Source organism: Frateuria sp. YIM B11624, from assembly GCF_049727805.1.
Lineage (GTDB): Bacteria > Pseudomonadota > Gammaproteobacteria > Xanthomonadales > Rhodanobacteraceae > Frateuria_A.
Window position 1 is genome coordinate 93,867 of sequence record NZ_JBCNYA010000009.1, and the last position, 22,754, is coordinate 116,620.

Annotated in this window: 23 protein-coding genes and 1 pseudogene; 13 read left to right on the plus strand and 11 right to left on the minus strand. The window is 70.4% G+C overall.

From position 1 onward, the window contains the following. Positions 1 to 3: 3 nt before the first annotated feature. The 3 genes from AAIL17_RS06525 to dnaG all read right to left on the minus strand — a co-directional run bounded on the left by AAIL17_RS06525 (position 4) and on the right by dnaG (position 3,500). Entirely contained in the window at positions 4 to 1,008 is a 1,005-nt protein-coding gene (locus tag AAIL17_RS06525) for a bile acid:sodium symporter family protein (RefSeq protein WP_424682015.1), read from the minus strand. Between the two features lie 52 nt (positions 1,009 to 1,060). Then, positions 1,061 to 1,684, minus strand: a complete 624-nt coding sequence (locus AAIL17_RS06530; protein WP_424682016.1) for a DedA family protein — start codon at positions 1,682 to 1,684, stop codon at positions 1,061 to 1,063. Positions 1,685 to 1,766: 82 nt separating this feature from the next. Further along, entirely contained in the window at positions 1,767 to 3,500 is a 1,734-nt protein-coding gene (gene dnaG, locus AAIL17_RS06535) for a DNA primase (RefSeq protein WP_424682017.1), read from the minus strand. Between the two features lie 244 nt (positions 3,501 to 3,744). Here dnaG and AAIL17_RS06540 point away from each other — a divergent pair, with 244 nt between their 5' ends. Then, positions 3,745 to 4,386, plus strand: a complete 642-nt coding sequence (locus AAIL17_RS06540) for a GNAT family N-acetyltransferase (protein ID WP_424682018.1) — start codon at positions 3,745 to 3,747, stop codon at positions 4,384 to 4,386. Between the two features lie 75 nt (positions 4,387 to 4,461). Here AAIL17_RS06540 and AAIL17_RS06545 read toward each other — a convergent pair whose 3' ends face one another. From AAIL17_RS06545 to rpsU, 3 genes are all read right to left on the minus strand, one after another. Then, on the minus strand, positions 4,462 to 4,632 hold the full coding sequence (locus AAIL17_RS06545; protein ID WP_424682019.1) for a DUF1328 domain-containing protein: 171 nt from the start codon (positions 4,630 to 4,632) through the stop codon (positions 4,462 to 4,464). A 160-nt stretch (positions 4,633 to 4,792) separates the two neighbouring features. Continuing rightward, positions 4,793 to 5,239: a GatB/YqeY domain-containing protein gene (locus tag AAIL17_RS06550; protein ID WP_424682020.1), complete on the minus strand. Its 447-nt coding sequence runs from the start codon at positions 5,237 to 5,239 to the stop codon at positions 4,793 to 4,795. A 101-nt stretch (positions 5,240 to 5,340) separates the two neighbouring features. Continuing rightward, positions 5,341 to 5,556, minus strand: coding sequence for a 30S ribosomal protein S21 (rpsU, locus tag AAIL17_RS06555; protein WP_055999514.1), 216 nt, complete (start codon positions 5,554 to 5,556; stop codon positions 5,341 to 5,343). Between the two features lie 73 nt (positions 5,557 to 5,629). Here rpsU and tsaD point away from each other — a divergent pair, with 73 nt between their 5' ends. The 4 genes from tsaD (at position 5,630) to AAIL17_RS06575 (ending at position 8,523) form a co-directional block, all read left to right on the plus strand. Beyond that, a complete protein-coding gene (tsaD, locus tag AAIL17_RS06560) occupies positions 5,630 to 6,691 on the plus strand; it encodes a tRNA (adenosine(37)-N6)-threonylcarbamoyltransferase complex transferase subunit TsaD (RefSeq protein ID WP_424682021.1) in 1,062 nt (353 codons plus the stop codon). A 58-nt stretch (positions 6,692 to 6,749) separates the two neighbouring features. Continuing rightward, positions 6,750 to 7,106 carry a dihydroneopterin aldolase gene (gene folB, locus AAIL17_RS06565; RefSeq protein WP_424682022.1) on the plus strand — a complete coding sequence of 119 codons (357 nt, stop codon included), beginning with the start codon at positions 6,750 to 6,752 and terminating at the stop codon, positions 7,104 to 7,106. Then, the gene (gene folK / locus AAIL17_RS06570) at positions 7,103 to 7,585 is read left to right on the plus strand and encodes a 2-amino-4-hydroxy-6-hydroxymethyldihydropteridine diphosphokinase (protein ID WP_424682023.1); all 483 of its coding nucleotides are present in this window, start codon (positions 7,103 to 7,105) and stop codon (positions 7,583 to 7,585) included. The genes folB and folK overlap by 4 nt, the downstream gene beginning before the upstream one ends. Before the next feature lie 83 nt (positions 7,586 to 7,668). Then, complete coding sequence (locus tag AAIL17_RS06575) at positions 7,669 to 8,523, plus strand: DUF6159 family protein (RefSeq protein WP_424682024.1); 855 nt, start codon at positions 7,669 to 7,671, stop codon at positions 8,521 to 8,523. A 3-nt stretch (positions 8,524 to 8,526) separates the two neighbouring features. Here AAIL17_RS06575 and AAIL17_RS06580 read toward each other — a convergent pair whose 3' ends face one another. Next, the gene (locus AAIL17_RS06580) at positions 8,527 to 9,270 is read right to left on the minus strand and encodes a pteridine reductase (RefSeq protein ID WP_424682025.1); all 744 of its coding nucleotides are present in this window, start codon (positions 9,268 to 9,270) and stop codon (positions 8,527 to 8,529) included. Between the two features lie 31 nt (positions 9,271 to 9,301). After that, entirely contained in the window at positions 9,302 to 10,012 is a 711-nt protein-coding gene (locus tag AAIL17_RS06585) for a hypothetical protein (protein WP_424682026.1), read from the minus strand. Between the two features lie 151 nt (positions 10,013 to 10,163). Here AAIL17_RS06585 and AAIL17_RS06590 point away from each other — a divergent pair, with 151 nt between their 5' ends. The 3 genes from AAIL17_RS06590 (at position 10,164) to AAIL17_RS06600 (ending at position 14,065) form a co-directional block, all read left to right on the plus strand. Then, positions 10,164 to 12,281, plus strand: a complete 2,118-nt coding sequence (locus tag AAIL17_RS06590; RefSeq protein ID WP_424682027.1) for a TonB-dependent receptor — start codon at positions 10,164 to 10,166, stop codon at positions 12,279 to 12,281. A gap of 174 nt (positions 12,282 to 12,455) precedes the next feature. Beyond that, on the plus strand, positions 12,456 to 13,649 hold the full coding sequence (locus tag AAIL17_RS06595; protein ID WP_424682028.1) for a class I SAM-dependent methyltransferase: 1,194 nt from the start codon (positions 12,456 to 12,458) through the stop codon (positions 13,647 to 13,649). Positions 13,650 to 13,675: 26 nt separating this feature from the next. Continuing rightward, positions 13,676 to 14,065 (plus strand): VanZ family protein, encoded by a 390-nt coding sequence (locus AAIL17_RS06600; protein ID WP_424682029.1) that lies wholly within the window; start codon positions 13,676 to 13,678, stop codon positions 14,063 to 14,065. A gap of 89 nt (positions 14,066 to 14,154) precedes the next feature. On the opposite strand, the gene hemH is transcribed toward AAIL17_RS06600, so the two are convergent. Next, the gene (hemH, locus tag AAIL17_RS06605; protein WP_424682030.1) at positions 14,155 to 15,225 is read right to left on the minus strand and encodes a ferrochelatase; all 1,071 of its coding nucleotides are present in this window, start codon (positions 15,223 to 15,225) and stop codon (positions 14,155 to 14,157) included. 266 nt (positions 15,226 to 15,491) lie between these two features. Between hemH and AAIL17_RS06610 the strand changes: the two are divergent. The 4 genes and pseudogenes from AAIL17_RS06610 to tatC all read left to right on the plus strand — a co-directional run. Next, positions 15,492 to 16,175: pseudogene (locus AAIL17_RS06610) on the plus strand (lipid-binding SYLF domain-containing protein); the annotation flags it as partial. A 71-nt stretch (positions 16,176 to 16,246) separates the two neighbouring features. After that, positions 16,247 to 16,492 (plus strand): twin-arginine translocase TatA/TatE family subunit, encoded by a 246-nt coding sequence (gene tatA / locus AAIL17_RS06615; RefSeq protein WP_424682031.1) that lies wholly within the window; start codon positions 16,247 to 16,249, stop codon positions 16,490 to 16,492. Positions 16,493 to 16,510: 18 nt separating this feature from the next. Beyond that, positions 16,511 to 16,960, plus strand: coding sequence for a Sec-independent protein translocase protein TatB (gene tatB / locus AAIL17_RS06620; protein WP_424682032.1), 450 nt, complete (start codon positions 16,511 to 16,513; stop codon positions 16,958 to 16,960). Continuing rightward, positions 16,947 to 17,705: a twin-arginine translocase subunit TatC gene (tatC, locus tag AAIL17_RS06625; protein ID WP_424682033.1), complete on the plus strand. Its 759-nt coding sequence runs from the start codon at positions 16,947 to 16,949 to the stop codon at positions 17,703 to 17,705. The genes tatB and tatC overlap by 14 nt, the downstream gene beginning before the upstream one ends. Before the next feature lie 183 nt (positions 17,706 to 17,888). Here the strand turns inward: tatC and AAIL17_RS06630 are convergent, their stop codons facing one another. Beyond that, the gene (locus tag AAIL17_RS06630; protein WP_424682034.1) at positions 17,889 to 19,232 is read right to left on the minus strand and encodes a S41 family peptidase; all 1,344 of its coding nucleotides are present in this window, start codon (positions 19,230 to 19,232) and stop codon (positions 17,889 to 17,891) included. A gap of 86 nt (positions 19,233 to 19,318) precedes the next feature. After that, entirely contained in the window at positions 19,319 to 20,491 is a 1,173-nt protein-coding gene (locus tag AAIL17_RS06635) for a murein hydrolase activator EnvC family protein (RefSeq protein WP_424682035.1), read from the minus strand. A gap of 169 nt (positions 20,492 to 20,660) precedes the next feature. Here AAIL17_RS06635 and AAIL17_RS06640 point away from each other — a divergent pair, with 169 nt between their 5' ends. Further along, positions 20,661 to 22,751 carry a TonB-dependent receptor family protein gene (locus AAIL17_RS06640; RefSeq protein ID WP_424682036.1) on the plus strand — a complete coding sequence of 697 codons (2,091 nt, stop codon included), beginning with the start codon at positions 20,661 to 20,663 and terminating at the stop codon, positions 22,749 to 22,751. Positions 22,752 to 22,754 lie beyond the last annotated feature (3 nt).

The window sequence follows — 22,754 nt, forward strand, 5'->3', positions numbered from 1 at the left end:
CCGTCAGGGCGGGCGCCCGGCCGTGGACGGTGCCGGCCGCCGCGCATACCGGCGTGCCAGCACCGCGCACACCATCAACTGCAGCTGGTGGAAGATCATCAGCGGCAGCAGCAGTGCGCCGAGCCCGCCGGCCTGGCTGGCGAACAGGATCTTGGCCATCGGCACGCCGCTGGCCAGGCTTTTCTTCGAGCCGCAGAACACCAGCGTGATGCGGTCGGCGCGGGCGAAACCGAGCAGCCGTCCGACCGTGGCGGTGCAGGCGAGCGCCAGCGCCAGCAGCAAAGCGCCCACGCCCAGCGTGGCCACGAGCGCCAGTGGCGCGGTGGCGCGCCACAGGCCGTCGACCACCGCCTCGCCGAACGCCGCGTAGACCACCAGCAGGATCGTGCCGCGGTCGGTCAGCCCCAGCAGCGGGCGATGGCGGTCGACCCAGCCGCCGATCCACGGCCGCAGCAGGTGCCCGACGGCGAACGGCAACAGCAGCAGCCTGACGATCTCCCACACGCCGGCGGCGCCGGGCCCGTGGCCGCCCTGCGTGGCCAGCAGCAAGCCGACCAGCAGCGGCGTGAGCACGATGCCGATCAGGCTCGACAGCGAGGCGCTCACCACCGCGGCGGGCACGTTGCCTCCGGCGATGGAGGTGAAGGCGATCGACGACTGCACCGTGGACGGCAGCGTGCAGACATAGAGCATGCCCAGCGCCAGCTCGGGCGTGAGCAGCGAGCGCGTGAGCGGCCCCAGCAGCCAGCCCAGCAGCGGGAACAGCACGAAGGTGCTGGCGAACACCGCCAGGTGCAGCCGCCAGTGCGTCACGCCGCGCAGGACCGCTTCGCGCGAAAGCTTCGCCCCGTGCAGGAAGAACAGCAGCATGATCGCCGCATCGGTCACCCGGTCCAGCCACAGCGCCGCCACGCCACGGCAGGGCAGCACCGTGGCCAGGCCGACGGCGGCGAGCAGGGCGAGGGTGAAGCCGTCCGGAAGGAGCCGGCGCAGCGAGGCAAGGGACATGGGCGAAGGCGCAGCCGCGAAGAACGGAAAGTGTAGCGGGCGGTCCGCAGGCTCAGTCGTCGAGACCGCAGCGCGCGCGGCGGCGGTGCCGCCACCACAGCACCAAGGCCACCAGCACGGCGAGTCCGGCGAGGATCCACAGCCCGTTCTGGCCGCGGCCGATCCACATCGCCAGCCACTCGCGGTTGTTGGCGCCGACGTAGCCCAGGTACACCCATACCGGCACGCTGATCAGCGCGGCCAACCCGTCGAGCAGGAAGAAGCGCAGGAACGACACCCGATGCGTGGCGCCCGCGGTGACGTAGACCGCCGTGCGCATGCCGGGCAGGAAGCGCGCCAGGAACAGCAGCCGGTTGCCGTAGCGGGCGAACTTCTCCTGCACCCGCGCGTAGCGCGCCGGCGTGAGCAGCCGCGCCACCAGCGGCCACTGCATGATGCGCGCGCCGTGCCGATGCCCGAGCAGGAACATCGCCGAATCGCCGACCAGCACGCCGACCAGCGCGACCGCCGCCATCACGTGCACGTTGGCGTAGCCCAGCCCGGCGATCACGCCGCCGGCGACCAGCGTGATGTCCTCCGGCAACGGCGCACCGGCGCCGCACAGCAGCAGCGCGGCGAACACCGCGAGGTAGCCGCTTTCGGCGAACAGCACGATCAGCCGTTCAAGCAATGGCATCGGCAGGCCTGGCTGGCGCGCGCGCCGGTGTGTGATGGAACGCGCTGTGATGGCGCACGCGCCAGGAAACGAAACGCATCGATCAGCCCTGTGCGGCGGAAGGATGGCGCGCCGCCAACAGCTCGCGCAGCTCGGCCTTCTCGGCCTGACTCAGCGTGCCGTCTCGGTGCTTGGCGGTGAGCGCCTCGCGGCGCAACGCAACGGCCTGCTCTTCCATCCGCGCCAGCGCGTCGAGGAACTCGGCGCGTTGGGTTTCCGGTTCACCCACCACCATCGCCGCCATCAGCTTCTGCAGCGCCGAATATTCCGGCCGTTCGGCGAAGTGCTCGACCAGCATCGCCGGGTTGATGCCCGGCCGCGCGCGGCACAGGTCGACCAGTTCGGCCAGCAGCCCGATGCCCGGTTTGTCCAAGCGCAGGAAGCGGTAGGGCGGCTCGACCAGGTCAGCCAGCCCGGGCTGGGCCAGCAGCAGCGCGATGGCGCTGCGCACCAGCGAGCGCTGCACCGCCACCGGCCGCTGCACCGCGCGCCGCGCCGCGGGTTCGGGCGGCACGTTGGCGCGCGCGCCGGTGCGCTTCTCCAGCTCCTGCGCCATCAGGTCACGGAACGCGCCGTCGGGCAGCCGGGCGATCAGCGGCCGTGCGCGCTCGGCCAGCCGCGCGCGGCCGTCGAGGCTGGCGGTGTCGACGTCGTGCGCCAGCTCGCCGAAGAAGTAGTCCGACAGCGGCGTGGCCTCCTTCAGGCGCTTCTCGAAGCCTTCCTTGCCTTCCTTGCGCACCAGCGAATCGGGGTCCTCGCCCTCGGGCAGGAACAGGAAGTACGCCTGGCGGCCATCGCGCAGCCGTGGCAGCGCGGCGTCCAGTGCCTTCCACGCGGCAGCGCGTCCGGCGCGGTCGCCGTCGAAGCAGAACACCACGTCGGGCGCGGCGCGGAACAGCACCTCGGTGTGCTCGGGCGTGGTCGCGGTGCCGAGCGTGGCCACCGCGATCGGCAGGCCGGCCTGGTGCAGCGCAATCACGTCCATGTAGCCCTCGACCACCACGATGCGCGCCAGGTTGCTGTTGGCCTGCTTGACCTGCCACAGCGCGAACAGCTCGCGGCCCTTGTGGAACAGCGGGGTCTCGGGCGAGTTGAGATACTTGGGCGACTGCTCCGCGCTCAACACCCGGCCGCCAAAGGCGATCACGCGGCCGCGGCGGTCGAGGATGGGAAACATCAGCCGCTCGCGGAAGCGGTCGTAGCGATGGCCGCGCTCGCCGGTGGCAACCATGCCGGCCTCGGTGAGCAGTTGCATGCGCCGGTCGCTGCCGCCGAGCGCCTTGATCAGGCCGTCGTAGCCGGCCGGCGCCCAGCCCAGGCGGAAGCGCGCGATGGTGTCGGCATCCAGCCCGCGCTTGCGGCAGTAGGCCTGTGCTTCCGCATGCTTCGGCAGCTCGCCCTCGTACCAGCGCGCGGCGCCGTCGAGCAGTGCATAGAGATCGCTCTTGTCCTCGCGCGGCGCCGCCTCGCGGCTGCCCTCGCGCGGCACGGTCAGGCCGACCGCTTGTGCCAGCTCCTCCACCGCGTCCGGAAATTCCAGCCGCTCGTAGTCCATCAGGAACTTCACCGCGCTGCCGTGCGCACCGCAGCCGAAGCAGTGGAAGAACTGCTTGGCCGGGCTGACGTAGAACGAGGGCGTGCGCTCGTTGTGGAACGGGCAGCAGGCGGTCCATTCGCGCCCGGCCTTCTTCAACGGCACGCGCCGCTCGATCACGTCGACGATGTCGACGCGGGCAAGCAGTTCGTCGATGAAGCTGTCGGGGATACGGCCGCGCATAGGCTTGCTAGTCTAGCTTGCGGGCCGGTCCGGACGCGGATGCTGCCGGGGCGGGAAGCCTGCGGTTCACATCGGTGCCGGGCGGCTCGGCGTGGCGCGTCGTGCTTCAAGGCAGGCGTTTCCCGCATGCTGCGGCAATATGCCTCGGTCAACGGCTGCCGAGGAATGTGCGCATGCCGGTATCCCGGTCGGCGCGACCGGGTGGCCTCCCGGCGCGAGCGAAGCGCAACAGGGGAGGACGTGAATGTCTGGAAACGGTCCAACAGCGCTCGGCTTCCGCCAGGCGGCACCTGCCGACGCGGCTGCCGCGGTACCGCTGATCTACAGCTCCGGCCCGGCGGCGTTCGATTACGTGTTCGTGGTGGACGGGCATGCCACCGCGCAGGAGTTCCTGCGGCGTGCCTTCGTTGACGGCGCCGGGGAATTCGGTTGGCGCAACCATTGGGTCGGCGAGCTCGACGGCGAAGTGGTGGCGGTCGGGGCTGGCTACGGCGGCGAATCGAGCCTGGCGTTCATGCTGGCGGCGGCCCGGCAGATCCTGGCGCACTACGGACCGCGCTACGCGCCGGGTGTGATCATGCGTGGGCTAAGGGTCGAGCGGGTGATCCCGCCGCCGGAGCGGCGGTTGCACTACCTGGCGCACCTGGGCGTGGTGCCGGCGCTGCGCGGGCAGGGCATCGGACGGCAGCTGATCGAGTACCTGGTCGCCCAGGGCCGGGTGCAGGGGAAGCAGCGCCTGGTGCTGGACGTCGCCGTGGGCAATCCGCGCGCACAGGCGTTGTACGAGCGGCTGGGTTTCAGGGTGACGGCGGAACGGCGGTCGCAACTGGCCAGGGACCAGGCGGCGGTGCCGGACCATCGGCGGATGGAGCGGGCGCTGGACTGATCGGCCGTCTGTCCGCTCCGCGCAACCCGAGGCTGGCCACCGGGCGGCAGGTGCGCCGCCCGGTGGTTAGGTCCGCTACAGGATGTGGAACACGCCGATCACCGCCAGCAGGGCGATGATGAACAGGATCACGAAGATCGCGAACAGCACCTTGGCGATGGTCGCGGTGACACCCGAGATGCCGCCGAAACCGAGCCAGCCGGTGACCAGCGAGATGATGGCGAAGATGATGGCCCACTTCAGCATGCCGCTTCTCCCGTGCCGCGCGGCCGGTGGCGGATGCCTCCGATCAGGCGGCGCCCGGTCGTTGTAGGCGATGGGGCGTGAATGCTGCGCATCAGCTCGCTGTGCACGGCGTGAGGGCAGCTCTGGCTCCCTCTCCCCGGAAGGGAGGGGAAGCGCAACGTCAGCCGCCCAGGCGCGCCTTGATCCGCGCGGATACCTGCGCCATGTCGGCGCGCCCGGCGGCGTTCTGCTTGACCACGCCGACCACCTTGCCCATGTCGCGCTGCGAGCTGGCACCGGTCTGCGTGATGGCCGCGTCGATGAGTGCGTCGATCTCGGCCTCGGAAAGCTTGGCCGGCAGGTAGGCCTCGATCACCACCATTTCGGCGCGCTCGACGTCGGCCAGGTCGACCCGGCCGGCGGCGTCATACTGCACGATCGAATCGCGCCGCTGCTTGAGCATCTTTTCCAGCACGGCGAGGGTCTGCGCCTCGTCCAGCTCGATGCGCTCGTCCACCTCGCGCTGCTTGATCGCGGCGAGGATCAGCCGGATCACCGCCAGGCGGTCCTTCTCGCCGCCGCGCATGGCGGCCTTCATGTCGTCGGTGATGCGCTGCTTGAGGCTCATGGGCTGTCTCCGGAAACGCGAAAGGCCGGTGTCGCCATGGGGCGACACCGGCCTCGGGATGTCAAACCACCGTGCCGCGCGCTACGCAGCGGCGACGGGGATCAATACATCCGGGTCTTGCGCGAGACGTCGCGCGAGAGGCGGCGCAGGTGGCGCTTCACCGCGGCGGCACGCTTGCGCTTGCGCTCCTGGGTCGGCTTCTCGTAGAACTCGCGCTTGCGGGTCTCGGCCAGGACGCCGGCCTTTTCGCAGGTACGCTTGAAGCGGCGCAGGGCAAGCTCGAACGGCTCGTTCTCGCGGACTTTGACGCTGGGCATGAAAACTCCGAGTGGTAAACTGGCCCGCCAACCTGGCGCGCCTTAAGGAATAGGGCGAGCCGCGAAGTATAGCGTGCATACCAGCCAACTTTCAAACCTGCCCGGCAAGCCCGTCCTCGGCGTGGAAAGCTCCTGCGACGAGACCGGCGTCGCGATCCTGCGCTGGGTGCCCGAGGCGCCCGGCAGCGGCCTGGTGGCGCACGCCCTGTACAGCCAGGTCAAGCTGCACGCCGACTACGGCGGCGTGGTGCCGGAACTGGCCAGCCGCGACCACGTGCGCAAGCTGCTGCCGCTGGTGCGCGAGGCGCTGGCGCAGGCGGGCATGACTCCCAGCGACCTCGGCGGCGTGGCCTACACCGCCGGTCCCGGCCTGGTCGGCGCGCTGCTGGTCGGCGCGGCGGCGGCGCGGGCGCTGGCCTGGGCGCTGGGCGTGCCGGCGATCGGCGTGCACCACATGGAAGGCCACCTGCTGGCGCCGCTGCTGGAAGCCGACCCGCCCGAGCCGCCGTTCGTGGCGCTGCTGGTGTCCGGCGGACATTCCATGCTGGTCGAGGTGGCCGCGATCGGCTCCTACCGCATCCTGGGCGACACCCTGGACGACGCCGCCGGCGAGGCGTTCGACAAGACCGCCAAGCTGATGGGCCTGCCGTATCCCGGTGGCCCGGCGCTGGCCAAGCTGGCCGAGCAGGGCCGGCCCGGCGCGTTCCGCTTCTCCCGCCCGATGACCGACCGGCCGGGGCTGGATTTCAGTTTCTCGGGCCTGAAAACGCAGGTCCTGCTGGCCTGGCAGCAGTCCGACCAGTCCGAACAGACCCGCGCCGACGTCGCGCGCGGTTTCGAGGAAGCCATCGTCGACACGCTGGTGATCAAGTGCCGCCGGGCGCTGGAGGCCACCGGCACGACGCGACTGGTGATCGCCGGCGGCGTCGGCGCCAACCGGCGCCTGCGCGAGACGTTGGCGGCGGCCGGCCAGCAGGATGGCTTTCGCACCTATTTCCCGCGGCTGCAGTTCTGCACCGACAACGGCGCGATGATTGCGCTGGCCGGGGCGATCCGGCTGGCCGCGGGACAGGGCCAGGACGAGGCGGTGCGGGTATCGCCGCGGTGGGATCTCGAAAGCCTGCAGCCGGTGTAGGGGACGTCACCGGCCTGGCGGCGCCAGGCTGCGCCGCCACATGTCCTAGACTGACGCGATGGACATCGTTTTCATCGAAGACCTGCGCATCGACGCGGTGATCGGCATCTACGACTGGGAGCGGCGCGTGCGGCAGACGCTCGCCTTCGACATCGAGATGGCGTTCGACAATACCGTGCCGGCGGCCAGCGACGACATCGCGCTCACGCTCAACTACAAGGATATTTCCAAGCGGCTGATCGAGTACGTCGGCAGCTCCAGCTTCGGCCTGGTCGAGACGCTGGCCGAGCGCTGCGCGGCGATCATCCGCGAGGAGTTCGGCGTGGCCTGGGTGCGCCTGAAACTGTCCAAGCCCGGCGCCGTGCGCGGCGCGCGTGCGGTGGGCGTGCGCATCGAGCGCGGCACCCGGCCGTGACCCGCGCCTACCTCAGCCTGGGTTCCAACCTCGAACCACGGCGGCACCTGCGCGCGGCGCTGGATGAATTGCGCGCGCGCTTCGGCGCGATCGAGGTGTCGCCGGCGTACCGCAGCCGCGCCGTCGGCTTCGACGGCGCCGACTTCGTCAACCTGGCGGTGGCGCTGGACACCGAATTGGAACCCGAAGCGCTGAACGACTGGCTGCACGCGCTGGAGGATCGCCACGGCCGGCGCCGCGACGTGCCGCGCTATGCGGACCGCACGTTGGACGTCGACATCGTGCTGTACGACCAGCGCGTCATCGACGGTCCCGGCCACCTGCAGATCCCGCGCACCGAGCTGAAGCACGCCTTCGTGCTCAGGCCGCTGGCCGACATCGCGCCGCAGCTGCGCCACCCGCTGAGCGGACACAGCATGGCCGAACTGTGGGCGGCCTTTCCGCAGCAAAGCGAACCGCTGGAACCGATGTCCCTGTAGAAAATCGCCGTTGCAGGCGCCACTGTCGGCCCGCTCGGCCGGGTGCTAGAAAGGCGCCTGGCATTCACGGAAGGGGGACAGGCATGGCCGGCAAGTTTGCACGCAGTTGGGGGTTGATGAAGGCGAGCGCCGCGGTGCTGCGCTCGGACAAGGCGCTGCTCGCCTTTCCGTTGCTGTCGGGATTGTGCTCGCTGGTGGTGGCGGCGAGTTTCCTGCTGCCGGTGGCGCTGGCGGTGATCGCCAGCGATGGTCAGGCGCTCGACCACGACCGCTGGTCGCCAGCTACCTGGCTGCTGATGTTCGCCTTCTACCTGGTGCAGTACTTCGTCATCGTGTTCTTCAACACTGCGCTGGCCGGCTGCGCGCTGCGCCACCTGCGCGGCGAGCCGACCAGCCTGTCCGATGGCCTGGCGCTGGCGCGCTCGCGCTGGGCGAGCATCCTCGGCTACGCGCTGATCGCCGCCACCGTGGGCCTGGTCCTGCGCGCGTTGCAGGAACGGCTGGGACTCATCGGGCGGCTGGTCGTCGGCCTGCTCGGCTTAGCATGGACCGTGGCGACCTTCCTGGTGGTGCCGGTGCTGGCCAGCCAGGACGTGGGGCCGGTGGATGCGGTCAAGCGCAGCGTGGAGCTGCTCAAGCGCACCTGGGGCGAGAACCTGATCGGCAACGTGGGACTGGGCGCGGCGTTCGGGCTGATGACCTTCCTCGCCATGCTGCTCGGTGCGCTGTTGATCGGTGGCGCCGTCGCGCTGCACTCGCTGCCGGCGATGGTGACCGCGGTGGTCGTGGTGGTGGTCGCGCTGGTGCTGCTGAGCCTGGTGCAGGCATCGCTGCAGGGCATCTACGCCGCTGCGCTGTACCGCTATGCCGAGGATGGCGAAGTCGGCGCCGGCTTCGAGCCGGCGTTGCTGCAGGGCGCGTTCCGCGCGAAGAAGTAGCCGCTATACGGCGAGCGTGCGCCCGCCGTCGACGCGGATGATCTGTCCGGTCACGAAGGGCGCATCGCGCAGCAGCCAGAGCACGGCGGAGGCGACGTCTTCCGGCGTGCCGGCGCGCTGCAGCGGGGTGCGCGCCAGCAGCGCCTCGCGATCGGCGTAGTCCTTGCCCTCGGCCGGCCACATCACCGCGCCGGGGGCGACGCCGTTGATGCGCACCTCGGGTGCCAGGTCCTGCGCCAGTGTGCGCGTCATCGCGGCCAGCGCAGCCTTGGCCATCACGTAGATCGGATGCTCCGGCAGCGCGCGCTCGGCGTAGATGTCGACCAGGTTGACCACCGCGCCGCGCGATTCGCGCAGCGCCGGACAGGCGGCCTGGACCAGGAAGAACGGCGCCTGCGCGTTGGAGGCGAACAGCTCGTTCCACTGGGCCGGCGTGGCGCTGCCGATCGGCGTGGGATGGAACGCCGAGGCATTGTTGACCAGCGCGTCGAGCCGGCCGAAGCGTACCGTCACCTGTTCCACCAGTGCGGGTAGCTGAGCCAGATCGGCCAGGTCGGCCTGCACGCCCAGCGTGCTGCCGGGGCGCACGCGCTCCAGTTCCGCGATCAGCGCATCGGCGTCGCCGGCGGAGTGGCGGTAGTGCAGCGCCAGGTCGTAGCCGGCCGCGTGCAGGGTGCGCGCGATGGTGGCGCCGACGCGGCGTGCGGCGCCGGTGACCAGTGCGACGGGTGGATGTCCGGTGTCCATGCGGCGAGCTTGCCGCAAAGCGGGCAGGGCGTCACTGCCCGGGCCGCGCGTCGTCCGGTTCGATCGTGTCACCCTGGATCACGTCGTCATGGATCACATCGTTCCGGATCGGGTCGTCCGCCGCGTCGATCGGTTCGGTGCGGATCAGGCTGCCGCTGCCGAACAGCTCCATCGCGGTGCGCGCCACGCTGCGCGTGTCGTACCACGCGTAGGCGCCCACGCCGGCGGCGCCGATCACCGGCAGCCAGCGCGAGATGCCGGCGCCGACCGCACGCTGCGACAGGCTCACGCCGATCCGCTTGGCCACCCGTTCGGCCAGCGTGGCCGAGAGCTGGCGGAACAGCAGCCGGTCGCCCATCCGCACCACCAGGTCGCGGAACGCCTGCGCCGCGGTGTGACGGAACAGGCACCAGAGCATCTGCTCGCGGCCCAGGCTGGCGTGCTGGCCGTAGGCCGCCGCGATGTCGCTGACCATCTGCGCCTGGATGCGCCAGATCGCCACCAGCTCGGGCAGCACGGTCAGCCAGCCCAGCGGCCCGGGCGGCAGCGCCAGCGAGCCGGCGGTGAGCGCCGCCTTGCGCGAGGCCTGGCGGGCCAGTTCCCAGGCCTTTGCTTCCGGGTGGAGGCCGCGATGGACCTGGCTGCCGGGAATCTGGCTGGCGAAATCGAGGATCGCCGTGGCGATGCGGCCGTGGTCGGCGGTGGCGGGCACGGCGGGGATCTGGATCGGCGGCTCGGCCATGGTGTGTCCTTCCAAGCGGAGGGCGCCAGTGTGGCCGGGCGTACGTGAATGGGTCGGAAGGCCATGCGCGGGCATGACTTTTGGCGCAGGTGATACGTAACGTTATAATATAACGTTCCTGCCGCTACTCCTTTCCGCCCACGGAGCCATGATGACCCGCACCCTGCTCGCCGCCAGCCTTGCCCTGGCACTCGCCGCCCCGGCCTTCGCCGCCGACGACACGGCGGCGCCCGTCGCCCCGCAGCAGGTCCGCCAGCTGGACACGGTCGACGTCAGCGCCGCGCTGGACCGCTCGCGCAACGCGCTGTCGCCCGATACCGGCTCCAGCCAGTACGTGATCGACGAGAAGGCGATCCGGCAATTGCCGCTGGGCGAGTCCACGCCGCTCAACCAGGTCGTGCTGCAGGCGCCCGGCGTGGTGCAGGATTCCTACGGCGGCCTGCACGTGCGCGGCGACCACGCCAACCTGCAGTACCGCATCAACGGCGTGATCATCCCCGAATCGATCGCCGGCTTCGGTCAGGCGCTGGATGCGCGCACCGTGCAGAACGTGAAGCTGCTCGACGGCGCGCTGCCGGCGCAATACGGCCTGCGCACCGCCGCCGTGGTGGACATCACCACCAAGAGCGGCCACCAGCTCGGCGACGGCGGCAGCGTCGGCATCACCGGCGGCTCGTTCGGCATGCTCAATCCGAACGCCTCGCTGTGGGGCAGCAACGACCGCTGGAGCTACTTCTTCACCGCGAACTACCTGGAAAGCGACGTGGGTGTGGAAAACCCCACCGCCAGCCGCAAGCCGATCCATGACCACACCAACCAGGTGAAGGGCTTCGGCGACATCTCCTACCTGATCGATGACGACACGCGCCTGAGCCTGCTGTTCGGGGTCAGCAACAACCGCTTCGAGATCCCGAACAATCCGGGACAGTCGCCGCAGTTCGGTTATCTGGACACCGTGGACTTCGACTCCGCCCTGCTCGACGAGCGCCAGCGCGAGAACACCCGCTTCGGCGTGCTTTCGCTGCAGGGCAAGCTCGGCGCGACCGACTACCAGGTCGCGCTCGGCCAGCGCTATTCGAGCCTCGCGTTCAGCCCTGACCTGGTCGGCGACCTGATGTTCAACGGCGTCGCCTCGACCATCGACCGCAGCAACCGCGCCAGCACCCTGCAGGCCGACTTCGCCACGCCGCTGGGCGCCAGCCACACGCTGCGCTACGGCATCTACGGCAGCTTCGAGCGCGCGCCGAGCCGCAACGACGCCTACGTGTTCCCGACCGACGCCGACGGCAACCAGGCGAGCACCACGCCGATCCTCGTCGCGGACGGCAACCGCCTGACCGCCAGGACGTGGTCGGCGTATCTGCAGGACGAGTGGAGCATCGGCGACAGGTTGACGGTGAACTACGGCCTGCGCGGCGACCGCTACCAGGCATTCCGCACCGAGAGCCAGCTCAGCCCGCGCCTGGGCCTGGTGTACCAGGCGACCGACAGCACGGTGCTGCACGCCGGCTACTCCCGCTACTTCACGCCGCCGGCGACCGAGGCGATCACCACGACGAATATTGCGCGGTTCGAGGGCACGACCAACGCCCTGCCGGACAACGGCGACAACACGCCGCTGAGCGAGCGCAGCGACTACTTCGACGTCGGCGTGCAGCAGCAGTTCGGAGCGCTCACGCTGGGCCTGGACACCTACTACCGCAAGGTGCAGCGCCTGCAGGACGAAGGCCAGTTCGGCGCCGCGCTGGTGTACTCCACCTTCAACTACGCCAAGGGGCGGATCAAGGGCGCGGAGTTCACCGCCAACTACGACAGCGGCCCGTTCAGCGCCTACTTCAACCTGGCGGCCAGTCGGGCGATCGGCAGCCGGGTCATCACCAGCCAGTACAACTTCGACCCGGACGATCTCGCCTACGTCGCCGACCACTACATCTTCCTCGACCACGACCAGGCGTATTCGTCCTCCGGCGGCGTCAGCTACGCGCTCTCGGACAAGACCCGCGTGGGCGCCAACTACCTGTTCGGCAGCGGCCTGCGCAAGGACGGCGAGGTGCCCAACGGCGCCTCGCTCCCGGCGTACTTCCAGCTCAACCTGAGCCTCGCGCACGACTTCAGCCTCGACCGCTTCGGCGACCTGCACACGCAGCTCGCGGTGATCAACGCGCTCGACCGCAGCTACGAGCTGCGCGACGGCAGCGGCATCGGCGTGGGCGCGCCGCAGTTCGGGCCGCGCCGCGGGGTGTACCTGAGCCTGCAGAAGGATTTCTGATCACCACACAGCACCGCTGTTGCTCCCTCTCCCCTCCGGGGAGAGGGTTGGGGTGAGGGGCCGGGGCTCGCCTCAGGCTGATGCTTTGGTCGCGCAGCATCGCTTCAATGTCGCCGCACAAAGCCCCCACACCGCATCGGCTACCCTGTGCACCTTTTGCACACCCCCGAAGCCATGGCCTCCCGACTCCCCGACCCCGGCCCCGACGAGCGCGCCCATTCCGACCGCCTGCTGCAACTGCTGCGCACGCAGATCGCCTCGCACGGCCCGATGCCGTTCGCGCAGTACATGGAGCGCTGCCTGTACGCGCCGGGCCTGGGCTACTACAGCGCGGGCAAGACCAAGTTCGGCGAGGCCGGCGACTTCGTCACGGCGCCGGAACTGGGCGGGCTGTTCGCGCAGTGCGTCGCCAATGCGGTGCAGCCGGTGCTGGCGATGCTGGGCGCCGACGCGGATTTCCTGGAACTCGGCGGCGGCAGCGGCGCCTTCGCCGAAGCCGCGCTGCGCGCCTTCGATGCTGTCGGCACGCTGCCGCGCCGCTACCTGATCCTGGAGCCGAGCGCCGACCTGCGCGAACGCCAGCGCGAGCGCCTGGCCGCCGCGCTGCCCGAAGCGCTCAACGCGCGCGTGGCCTGGCTGGATCGCCCGCCGGAAGCCGAGTGGCGCGGCGTGCTGTTCGCCAACGAGGTGGTCGACGCGTTGCCGACCACGCGCTTCACCCTGCGCGCGGGCGAGGTCTACGAGGAGCACGTGACGCTCGACGGCGAAGGCCGCCTGATGCGCACCGACCGTCCCGCCGATGCGCTGGTCGCCGGTGCCGTGCGCCATCTCGAACGCGACCTGGGCCAGCCCTTCGCCGACGGCTATCGCTCCGAAGTGCTGCCGCAGCTCCCCTACTGGATCCAGGCGGTGGCCGGCACGCTCACCGCCGGCGTGATGTTGTTCGTCGACTACGGCTACGTGCGCCGCGAGTACTACCTGCCCGAGCGCAGCGACGGCACGCTGATGGCGCATTACCGCCACCACGCGCACAACGATCCGCTGCACTGGCCGGGCCTCAACGACCTGACCGCCTCGGTCGATTTCACTGCGCTGGCCGAGGCCGGCAACAGCGCCGGCTTCGGCGTGGCCGCCTACCTGCCGCAGGCGCAGTTCCTGCTCGCCAGCGGGCTGCAGGCGGCGTTCGAGCAGGCCCACGCCCAGGCCGGCGACGACTTCGCGCGGCATCGGCTGGCCCAGGAAGTCCGTCGGCTGACCATGCCCGAGCAGATGGGCGAGCGTTTCCAGGCGATGCTGTTCGCCCGCGGCCTGGACGTGTTGCCGCTGGCCGCCGAGCTGCTCGCCGCCGACCAGGGCGGGCGGCTTTGAGTGCGGCAGCCGCACCGCAGTGGCGCATGGGTTGGGTGGCCCTGGGCGCGGTGCTGATGGCGGCCGTGGCGGCCCTTGCGCTGTTGCCGGCCGCGCGGCAGCTCAACGCGATGGCGCTGGCGTTGCCGCAGGGCGACAAGCTGCTGCACGTGCTCGCCTTCGCCATGCTGATGGGTTGGTGGGGCAACCTCTATCACCGCGCGCGCCAGCGCCTCGGCGTGGCGGCCGCCTGCCTGGTGTTCGGCCTGCTCATCGAGTGTGCGCAGTGGCCGCACGACCCCGAGGACGCAAGCGTGTGGGATCTGGCCGCCGACGCGCTGGGCCTGGCCCTGGGCGCACTGCTGCTGCGTACGCCGCTAGCCGGCGTGCTGGCGTGCGCCGAACGCTGGCTCGGCCTGACGCAAGCGCGTTCCTGATCTTTTGCGAGAGCGCCGTAGGGTGGGCTTCAGTCCACCAGCCGGTGGTCTGGAGCGTGGCCGTAGAGCATGGTGGGCTTAAGCCCACCCTACGGAAGCGGACGGCGATCCGCTGGTGCGAAGCCGGGCCAGCCCTGCGCGTGGCGACGAACGATCGCCGCCAGGCTCGCCACCTGTTCGGGCGAATCGTTGAGCGCGGGGATGTAGCGCACCTCCTGGCCCCCGGCGGCGAGGAAGAAGTCGCGGTTCTGCATGGCGATCTCCTCCAGCGTCTCCAGGCAGTCGACCGCAAAGCCGGGGCAGGCCACGTCCAGCCGCTGGACGCCCTCGCCGGCGAGCCGGCGCACGGTGGCGTCGGTGTACGGCTGCAGCCACGGCTCGCGGCCCACGCGCGACTGGAAGCTCAGCAGCAACTGCGTCTCGTCCAGTCCCAGCCGCTCGCGCAGCCGCGCCGTGGTCGCCTGGCACTGCGCCAGGTAGGGATCGCCCAGGCGCACATAGCGCTCCGGAATGCCGTGGAAGGAAAGCAGCAGCTTGTCGCCGCGGCCGTGCGTTTCCCACCAGCGCTCGATCCGCCGCGCCAGCGCCTCGACGTGCGCCGGATCGTCGTGATAGTCGTTGATCAATCTCAGCTCCGGCGGCCAGCGCAGCTGCTTGAGCGCGTCGGCCACGGCGTCGATCACCGAGCCCGTGGAGGTGGCCGAGAACTGCGGATACAGCGGCAGCACCAGCAGCCGGCGCACGCCGGCGGCCTGCAGTCCGGCGATCGCCGCGGCGACCGACGGTGCGCCGTAGCGCATCGCCAGCGCCACCCGCGCCTGGCCGGCCAGCTCGGCCTGCAGCGCGCCGGCCAGCGCTTCGCTCAGCACGCGCAGCGGCGAGCCGGCCTCGGTCCAGATCCGCGCATAGGCGTGCGCGGAACGGCGCGGGCGGATCGCCAGGATCACCTGCAGGATCGGCCACCATCGCCAACGCGGGTAGTCGATCACGCGGCGGTCGGACAGGAACTCGGCCAAATAAGGCCTGAGCGCACGCGCCGTCGGCGCCTCGGGCGTGCCCAGGTTGACCAGCAGCACGCCGGTCTCGCCGGCCGCGCCTGCCTGAACGTTCCGGTCAGGGGCGCGGTCTGAAGGGTCGGTATAGTGGTCGGGCTGTGGCATCGTGGCGGAAGACGGCGTGCAGGCGGTGGAGTCTGCCACAGGCCGCCGGGCGCGCCGCCGGCGCGGTTGCCGCACCCAGGAGCCTGGGCGGCGGAAGCCGCCCGGGCTGCAAAGCCCGCTGCGCGGTCAGGATTTCCGCCGGCTCTTGACCCATGGAACCACCATGGGCCGGCGAGCCGACGAAAATCCCGCCTCGCACAGCGAACTTTTCGCCTCGGGCGTTTCCACCGCCCAGGCTCCCCATCCCCCCATGCGGAGGAGTACCCATGTTCAAGGCATTGCGTCGTTGCTCGCTGATCGCACTGGCCCTGCTGCTGCCGGCGGTGGCCGCCCAGGCGGAGGATCCGCCGCTGGTTCGCGCGCAGAACAGCGTGCGCGTGCTGCGCGAGATCATGCAGGCGCCCGACAAGGCCATTCCGAAGGACCTGCTGCAGAACGCCAAGGCGATCGCGGTGATTCCGGACATGGTGAAAGCCGGCTTCATCTTCGGCGGCCGCCGCGGCGAAGGGCTGATCTCGGTGAAGAGCCCGGACGGCACCTGGTCCAACCCCAGCTTCATCACCCTGACCGGCGGCAGCGTGGGCTTCCAGGCGGGCGTGTCCTCGACCGACGTGATCCTGGTCTTCCGCACGCAGCGCGGCGTCGACTCGATCGTCAACGGCAAGTTCACCCTCGGCGCCGATGCCGCGGCGGCGGCCGGTCCGGTCGGGCGCACCGCCAGCGCCGCGACCGATTCGCAGATGAAGGCGGAGATCTACTCCTACTCGCGCTCGCGCGGCCTGTTCGCCGGCGTCGCGCTGGATGGCTCGGTGCTGCGCATCGACTACGATGCCAACGCAGCGGCGTACGGCGCGGGCATCACGCCCAGGCGCATCTTCGAGGGCGGCGTGAACAACGTGCCGGGGCCGGTCGTGGACTTTCGCGACCAGCTCGAGGAGTACACTGCGCGTTGATCCCGTTGCTGGCATAGCGCCTGCAACCCAACGGTTTTCGGACAAAAGTCCGTGCGAGGTTTGAAGTCATGGGTCTGGACAGTTTTTGGCATTGGATCATCCTGCTGATCGTGGTGCTGGTGATCTTCGGCACCAGCAAGCTCTCCAAGATCGGACCTGATCTTGGCAACGCCGTGCGCGGCTTCAAGAAGGCCATGCAGGGCGACGAGGACGAGGACGAGGCCAAGCGCAAGGCGCAGGAGCAGCTGCGCGCCGATCCGCCCGCTTCGGAAGGCACCGCCAGCAAGGCGCGCGACACCAGCGAAACCAAGTAAGCGCGCGGTGGCGCGGCCATGATCGAGATCAGCTTCGGCAAGCTGCTGCTGCTGGCGCTCATCGCGCTGCTCGTGCTCGGCCCGGAGAAGCTGCCTGGCGCCGCGCGCACCGCCGGCGCGCTGGTGCGGCGCGTGCGCAACAGCTGGGACAGCGTGCGCGCCGAGGTCGAGCGCGAGCTGCAGGTGGAGGAAATCAAGCGCACCGCGCGCGAGGCCGCCGCGCGCGCCGAGGCCGCGCAGGCGCAGATGAACGCCACTGCCCGCGAGGTGCGCGAAGCCGTTGGTGCGGTGGCCGCCGTACCGGCAGACGAAAGCCCGGCGGAGGCGACGCCGGACCCGATCGACGAGACGGATGCCGGGCCCGACCTGCTCGATGCGCCGCCCGAGCGCGACACCCGCACCGGCGACCTGTTCGCCGACGATCCGGAGCATGCCCCGGTGAAGGAACATCCGCATGGCCTCGCCTGAGCCCGAGCCGCAGCTCGACCTGCAGCAGGGCCTGTTCTCGCACCTGATCGAGCTGCGCTCGCGGCTGATCAAGTCGTGTGCGATGGTGCTGGTGGTGCTGCTGGCGCTGATCCCCTTCGCCAACCGGCTCTACTCGCTGCTGGCCGAGCCGCTGGTGGCGCGGTTGCCGCAGGGCGCGCACCTGATCGCCACCGAGGTCGCCAGCCCGTTCATCACGCCGCTCAAGCTCGCCTTCTACACGTCGCTGTTCATCAGCATGCCGGTGATCCTCTACCAGCTGTGGGCGTTCGTCAGCCCGGGCCTGTACCGGCACGAGAAGCGCCTGGCGCGTCCGCTGCTGCTGGCGGCGCTGGTGCTGTTCTACATCGGCTGCGCGTTCGCCTACTTCCTGGTGCTGCCGGCAGCGTTCCGCTTCCTCACCGCGGTGACCCCGGTGGGCGTGGAGATGATGACCGACATCACGCATTACCTCGACTTCGTGATGCTGATGTTCTTCGCCTTCGGCCTGTGCTTCGAGGTGCCGGTGGCGGTGGTGATCCTGGCCGCAGTGGGCGTGGTGGACGTGGCCAAGCTGCGCAGCATGCGCCGCTACGCCATCGTCGGCGCATTCGCCATCGCCGCGGTGATCACGCCGCCGGACATCACCTCGATGATCATGCTGGCCGTGCCGATGTGCCTGCTCTACGAGCTGGGCGTGCTGGCGGTGCGCTGGCTGGTCAAGCCGCGCGAGGCGACGACCGAGTAACGCTTTAGCTCCCTCTCCCCGCAGGGGAGAGGGTCGGGGTGAGGGGGACCAGGCTTGCGGGTAATGTGGGGCGAGCCGGCGCTTTTCACCAATGCATCAGCAAAGGTCGCCCGGTCAGAGTTTCGGGCGAGCCCCGACCCCTCACCCCAGCCCTCTCCCCGCAGGGGAGAGGGAGCTGAAGCACTACTTCGCGACGCTCGCGCGATGCCCCAGCGCCAATCCCTTGAGGATGTTCAACGCCTGCGCCAGCGTGTAGTCCTCGGTGGCCAGCTTGGCATTCTCGGCGCTGCCGTCGTTGTCGATGTCCTGGCCGGCGGCGGCGTTCTCGTTGGCCAGGTGGTGCCTGAGGTCCGCTTCGGAATTGATCAGCTCCGGCCCGTTGTCGGCCGGATTGACGGTGAGGTCGGCCAGCGCGATGTCGGGCTTGATGCCCTCGGCCTGGATCGAGGTGCCGTTGGGCGTGTAGTAGCGCGCGGTGGTGAGCTTGACCGCGTGGTCGGCATCCAGCGGCAGCACGGTCTGCACCACCCCCTTGCCGAAGGTGCGCCGGCCTACGATCAGCGCGCGGTGATTGTCCTTCAATGCGCCGGCGACGATCTCGGCCGCCGAGGCGGTGCCGTTGTCGGCCAGCAGCACGATCGGCGCACCGTTCAACAGATCGCCCGGATGCGCGGCGAACTTGAGGTTGGAATCGGCCAGCCGGCCGCGCGTGCTGACGATGCCGCCGGCGTCGAGGAAGTCGTCGCTGACCGCCACCGCCGAGGTGAGCAGGCCACCCGGATTGGAGCGCAGGTCGAGCACCGCACCCTTGGGCTGGCCGTGCTTGGCCACGTAGTCGGCGAACTTCTTCTCCAGGTCGCCGGCGGTGTCGTCCTGGAACTGGCTCAGACGGATGTAGACGTAGCCGGGCTCCAGTTCGCGCAGCTTCACGCTGGTGACCGAGATCCGCTCGCGCACCAGGTGCATGTCGACCGGCTGGTCGCTCTTCTCGTGCAGGATCGTAAGGGTGACCTTGCTGCCCGGATCGCCGCGCAGCCGGCGGAACATGTCGTCGACGTTGTCCGGGTCGACCGCCTTGCCGTCGATCTTGACGATGGTGTCGCCGGGCTTGATGCCGGCACGGGCGGCGGGCGTGTCGTCGATCGGCGAGATAATGCGCAGCGCCCCGTCGACTTCCAGCACCTCGATGCCCAGCCCGCTGTACTGGCCGGTGGTGTCCTCGGAGAGTTGCTCCAGGCCCTGCTTGTCCAGGTATTCGCTGTGCGGATCCAGTCCGCTCAGCATGCCGCTGATGGCAGCCTTCATCAGGGTCTTGTTGTCGACCGGCTCGACGTAGGCCTGACGGATCACCTCATAGACGCGGCTGAAGTTGCGCACGTCGTCCAGGTCCACCCGGTCGGGTGCGCTGGACGCCACGGCCGGCGCCGCCGAACTTGCCGCGCTGGCCGGGGCCTCCTGCGCATGCAGGGGCGCGAACGCCAGCGCGGCGGTCACGGCGCAGGCCAGGGCACGGGGGGACGGTTGCATGCGAAGACTCCTGGTGGTCCGGCGGTTTTCGACCGCACGCGGGCGCAGTCGTTCCAAAGCTAGCCTGCGGGGCGGCGGGCGGGGCGTCAACGGCGCTTGGCCAGCCAGCCGCGCGGGTCGACCGGCTTGTTGTCGTGGCGCAGTTCGAAATAGACGCCGGTGTTGACGCCGGTCGGCGGCGTGGCGGTGCCGATCGCCTCGCCGGCCTCGACCTGGTCGCCGACACCGTGCAGCACGCTTTCATTGTTGCCGTACATGCTCAGCCAGCCGTCGCCGTGGTTGAGGATGACCAGCAGCCCGTAGCCGCGCAGGAACGCCGCATAGACGACCCGGCCGCGCGCCACCGCATGTACCTCGCTGCCGCCGGCCGCCTTGATCAGCACGCCGTTGCCGTAGCTGACCACGCTGCCCGCCGCCGGCCACGGCAGGTTGCCGCGGATGTCGGCCTTGCCGCCGGCGCGGCTGGGCGCGGCGGGGCTGCTGCGCGATTCGCGCGCCGCTTCGCGCGCGGCTTGGTCGATCGCGCGCTGCAGCTTGTCGACCAGTTGATCGAGCGATTGCGCGTTGCGCTTCATCGCGGCCAGGCGCTGCGCCTCGTCCTTGTACTTGGCATCGGCCTGGGCGACCAGCTTCTGCTGGGCAGCGCGCTGCGCGGCCAGCGCCTGCGTCTTTTCGGCCCGTTCGGCGCGGGTGGCGGCCAGCGCCTGCTGCTCGGCGGTGATCTCCGCCTCCAGCTGCTGCAGGCGGCTCAGTTCGCCCATCAGCTCGGCTACGCGCGCGGCGCGGTCCTGCTGGAAATACTTCGAATAGGCCAGCGCGCGGGCGATCTGCGCCAGGTCCTGATCGCCCAGCAGCAGGCGCAGGTCGGTACCGCGGCCGAGCGTGTAGGTGGCGCGCAGCAGGTCGGCGATCGCGGCGCGCTGGCCGGCCAGGCGCTGGTCGAGTTCGCTGCGTTGCTGTTGCAACTGGTCGAGTTGTTGCTGCTTGGCGGTCAGCGCGGCATCGACGTCGCGCAGGGCACGCGCGGCATCGGCCAGTGCGTTGGCCTGGCGCGCGAGTTTCGCGTTGGCGCTGTCGCGCCGGGCCGCGGTCTGCGCCTGCTCGCGGGCGAGCGCTTCCATCTTGCTGCGCAGTTCGGCCAATTGCTGCCTGGCCTGGGCCTGCTGGCGGGAGCTGTCCTGCGCGATGACGGGCATCGCGGCGACCAGTGCGACGAGGGCCAGCAGGCGGGCGAGGGCACGAAGGGAAGGGCGGCGCATCGGTCGATTATCCCCGAAGCGGACGCCGCGTAGAGTGGGCTGGCACCCATCCCCGGTATTCCGCATGCCAGGGCGGCGGGCCGAAGCCCCGCGCTGCGCGGTGCGTGCACGACAGGCCGCTACCATGGTGGGCCGATGGCGGACAGGCGGTGCGATGGGAACGGTTCGGATGTGGGGTGCATTCGCGGTCGCCTGGCTGCCGCTGGCAGCGGCGGCGCAGGCCGTCACCGAGCTGCCGCCGGTGCCGGTGCAGGCGATGCGGCTGGACATCCCGTCGTTCGACCTGCCGGCCGCGCTGTCCAACGTGCCGGTGCGCGCGGGCGCGGACGGCAAGCCCGGTGTGAACCTGTCCGAGGCGCTGACCGGCGTGCCCGGCGTGCTGGCGCGCGACCGGCAGAACTACGCGCAGGACGAACAACTGTCGATCCGTGGCTTCGGCGCGCGTGCCACCTTCGGCGTGCGCGGCGTGCGGCTGTATGCCGACGGCATCCCCGCGACGATGCCGGACGGGCAGGGCCAGCTCTCCCATTTCGCGCTGGCCGCGGCCGATCGCGTGGAAGTGTTGCGCGGGCCGTTCTCGGCGCTGTACGGCAACTCGTCCGGCGGCGTGGTGCAGCTTTGGAGCGCCGCGGGCGGGCCAGTGCCGGTGCGCACGCTGGAGGCCTATGCCGGTGCGGACGGCAGCATGAACCTGGACATGGCGGCGCGCGGCATCGCCGGCCCGCTCGACTACAACCTGGCCCTGGGACGCTTCCGCACCGACGGTTATCGCGCACACAGCCGCGCACAGCGGACCTCGGGCAACGCGCGCCTGGGTTTCGATCTCGGTGCGGGCCGCACGCTCACCGTGGTGGCCAACACGCTGGCGCAGCCGTGGACACAGGATCCGCTCGGGCTGACCCGCGACCAGTGGCGGGCCGATCCGCGCCAGGCGGTGGATGCGGCGTTCGCCTTCGTCACGCGCAAGCGCGTGCAGCAGCAACAGCTGGGTGCGGTCTGGGAAGTCCAGCGTGATCGCGACGATCTGCGCCTGATGGCTTACGGCGGGCAACGCGGCGTCACCCAGGTCCTGTCGATCCCGGTGGCGGCGCAGCAAAGCCCGCTCAGCGCCGGCGGCGTGGTCGACCTCGACGGAGGCTATGGCGGCGCCGATGCGCGCTGGACGCACCGCGGCCAGGCCTTCGGGCATCCGCTGGAGTGGGTGCTGGGCGCGAGCTGGGATACGCAGGACCAGCACCGGCGCGGCTACGAGAATTTCGTCGGCGACATGCTCGGCGTGCAGGGCGCGTTGCGCCGCGACGAGCTCGACCGCGTGCATGCCTTCGACCAGTACACGCAACTTGATTGGCATCTCGCCGAACACTGGTCGCTGCTGCTGGGTGCGCGCCACAGCGTGGTGGCGTTCCGTGCGTCCGATCGCTACGTCACGGCGGCCAACCCCGACGACAGCGGCCGCACGCGCTACCAGGCGACCACGCCGGTCGCCGGCATCGACTACCGGCCGACTGCGGTGTTGAGGCTTTACGCCAGCTACGGCGAAGGCTTCGAGACGCCGACCTTCAACGAACTGGGCTATCGCCGCGACGGCCAGGCCGGGCTGGCGCTCGACCTGCGTCCGGTACGCAGCCGCAACGGCGAGCTCGGACTGAAATGGCAGGCGCACGATGGCATGCGCATGGAACTCGCGCTGTTCCGCGCGGACAGCCGTGACGAACTGGCCGTGGCGAGCAACGTCGGCGGCCGCTCCACCTACCGCAACGTGGGACGCAGCCGCCGGCAGGGCGCGGAACTGTCGCTCGATGGCGAGCTCGGCGACGGCTGGCGCCTGCGGTTGGGCATGACCTGGTTGCAGGCGCGCTTCCGCAGCGGCTTCCTCGCCTGCGCCGGTACGCCGTGCCTGGTGCCGGACCTGCCGGTGCCGGCCGGCACGCGCATCCCCGGCGTGCCCGGGCGCTACGGCTCGCTGCGCCTGGAACACGGCGGCGCGCTCGGCTGGCGCGGCGGCCTCGAACTCGAAGGCGTCGGCGCGGTGCCGGTCGACGACCGCAACAGCGCCTCGGCGCCGGGCTACCTGCACACGGGTGTGGACCTCGGCTACGGCTTCGCGCTGGGCGATGCGCGTCTGCACCTGGTCGCGCGCGTGGACAACCTGTTCGACCGGCGCATCGTCGGATCGGTGATCGTCAACGAGGGCAACGGCCGCTACTACGAACCGGCGCCGGGCCGCAGCCTCGGACTGCGCCTGCGGTTGGATTTCTGAGCG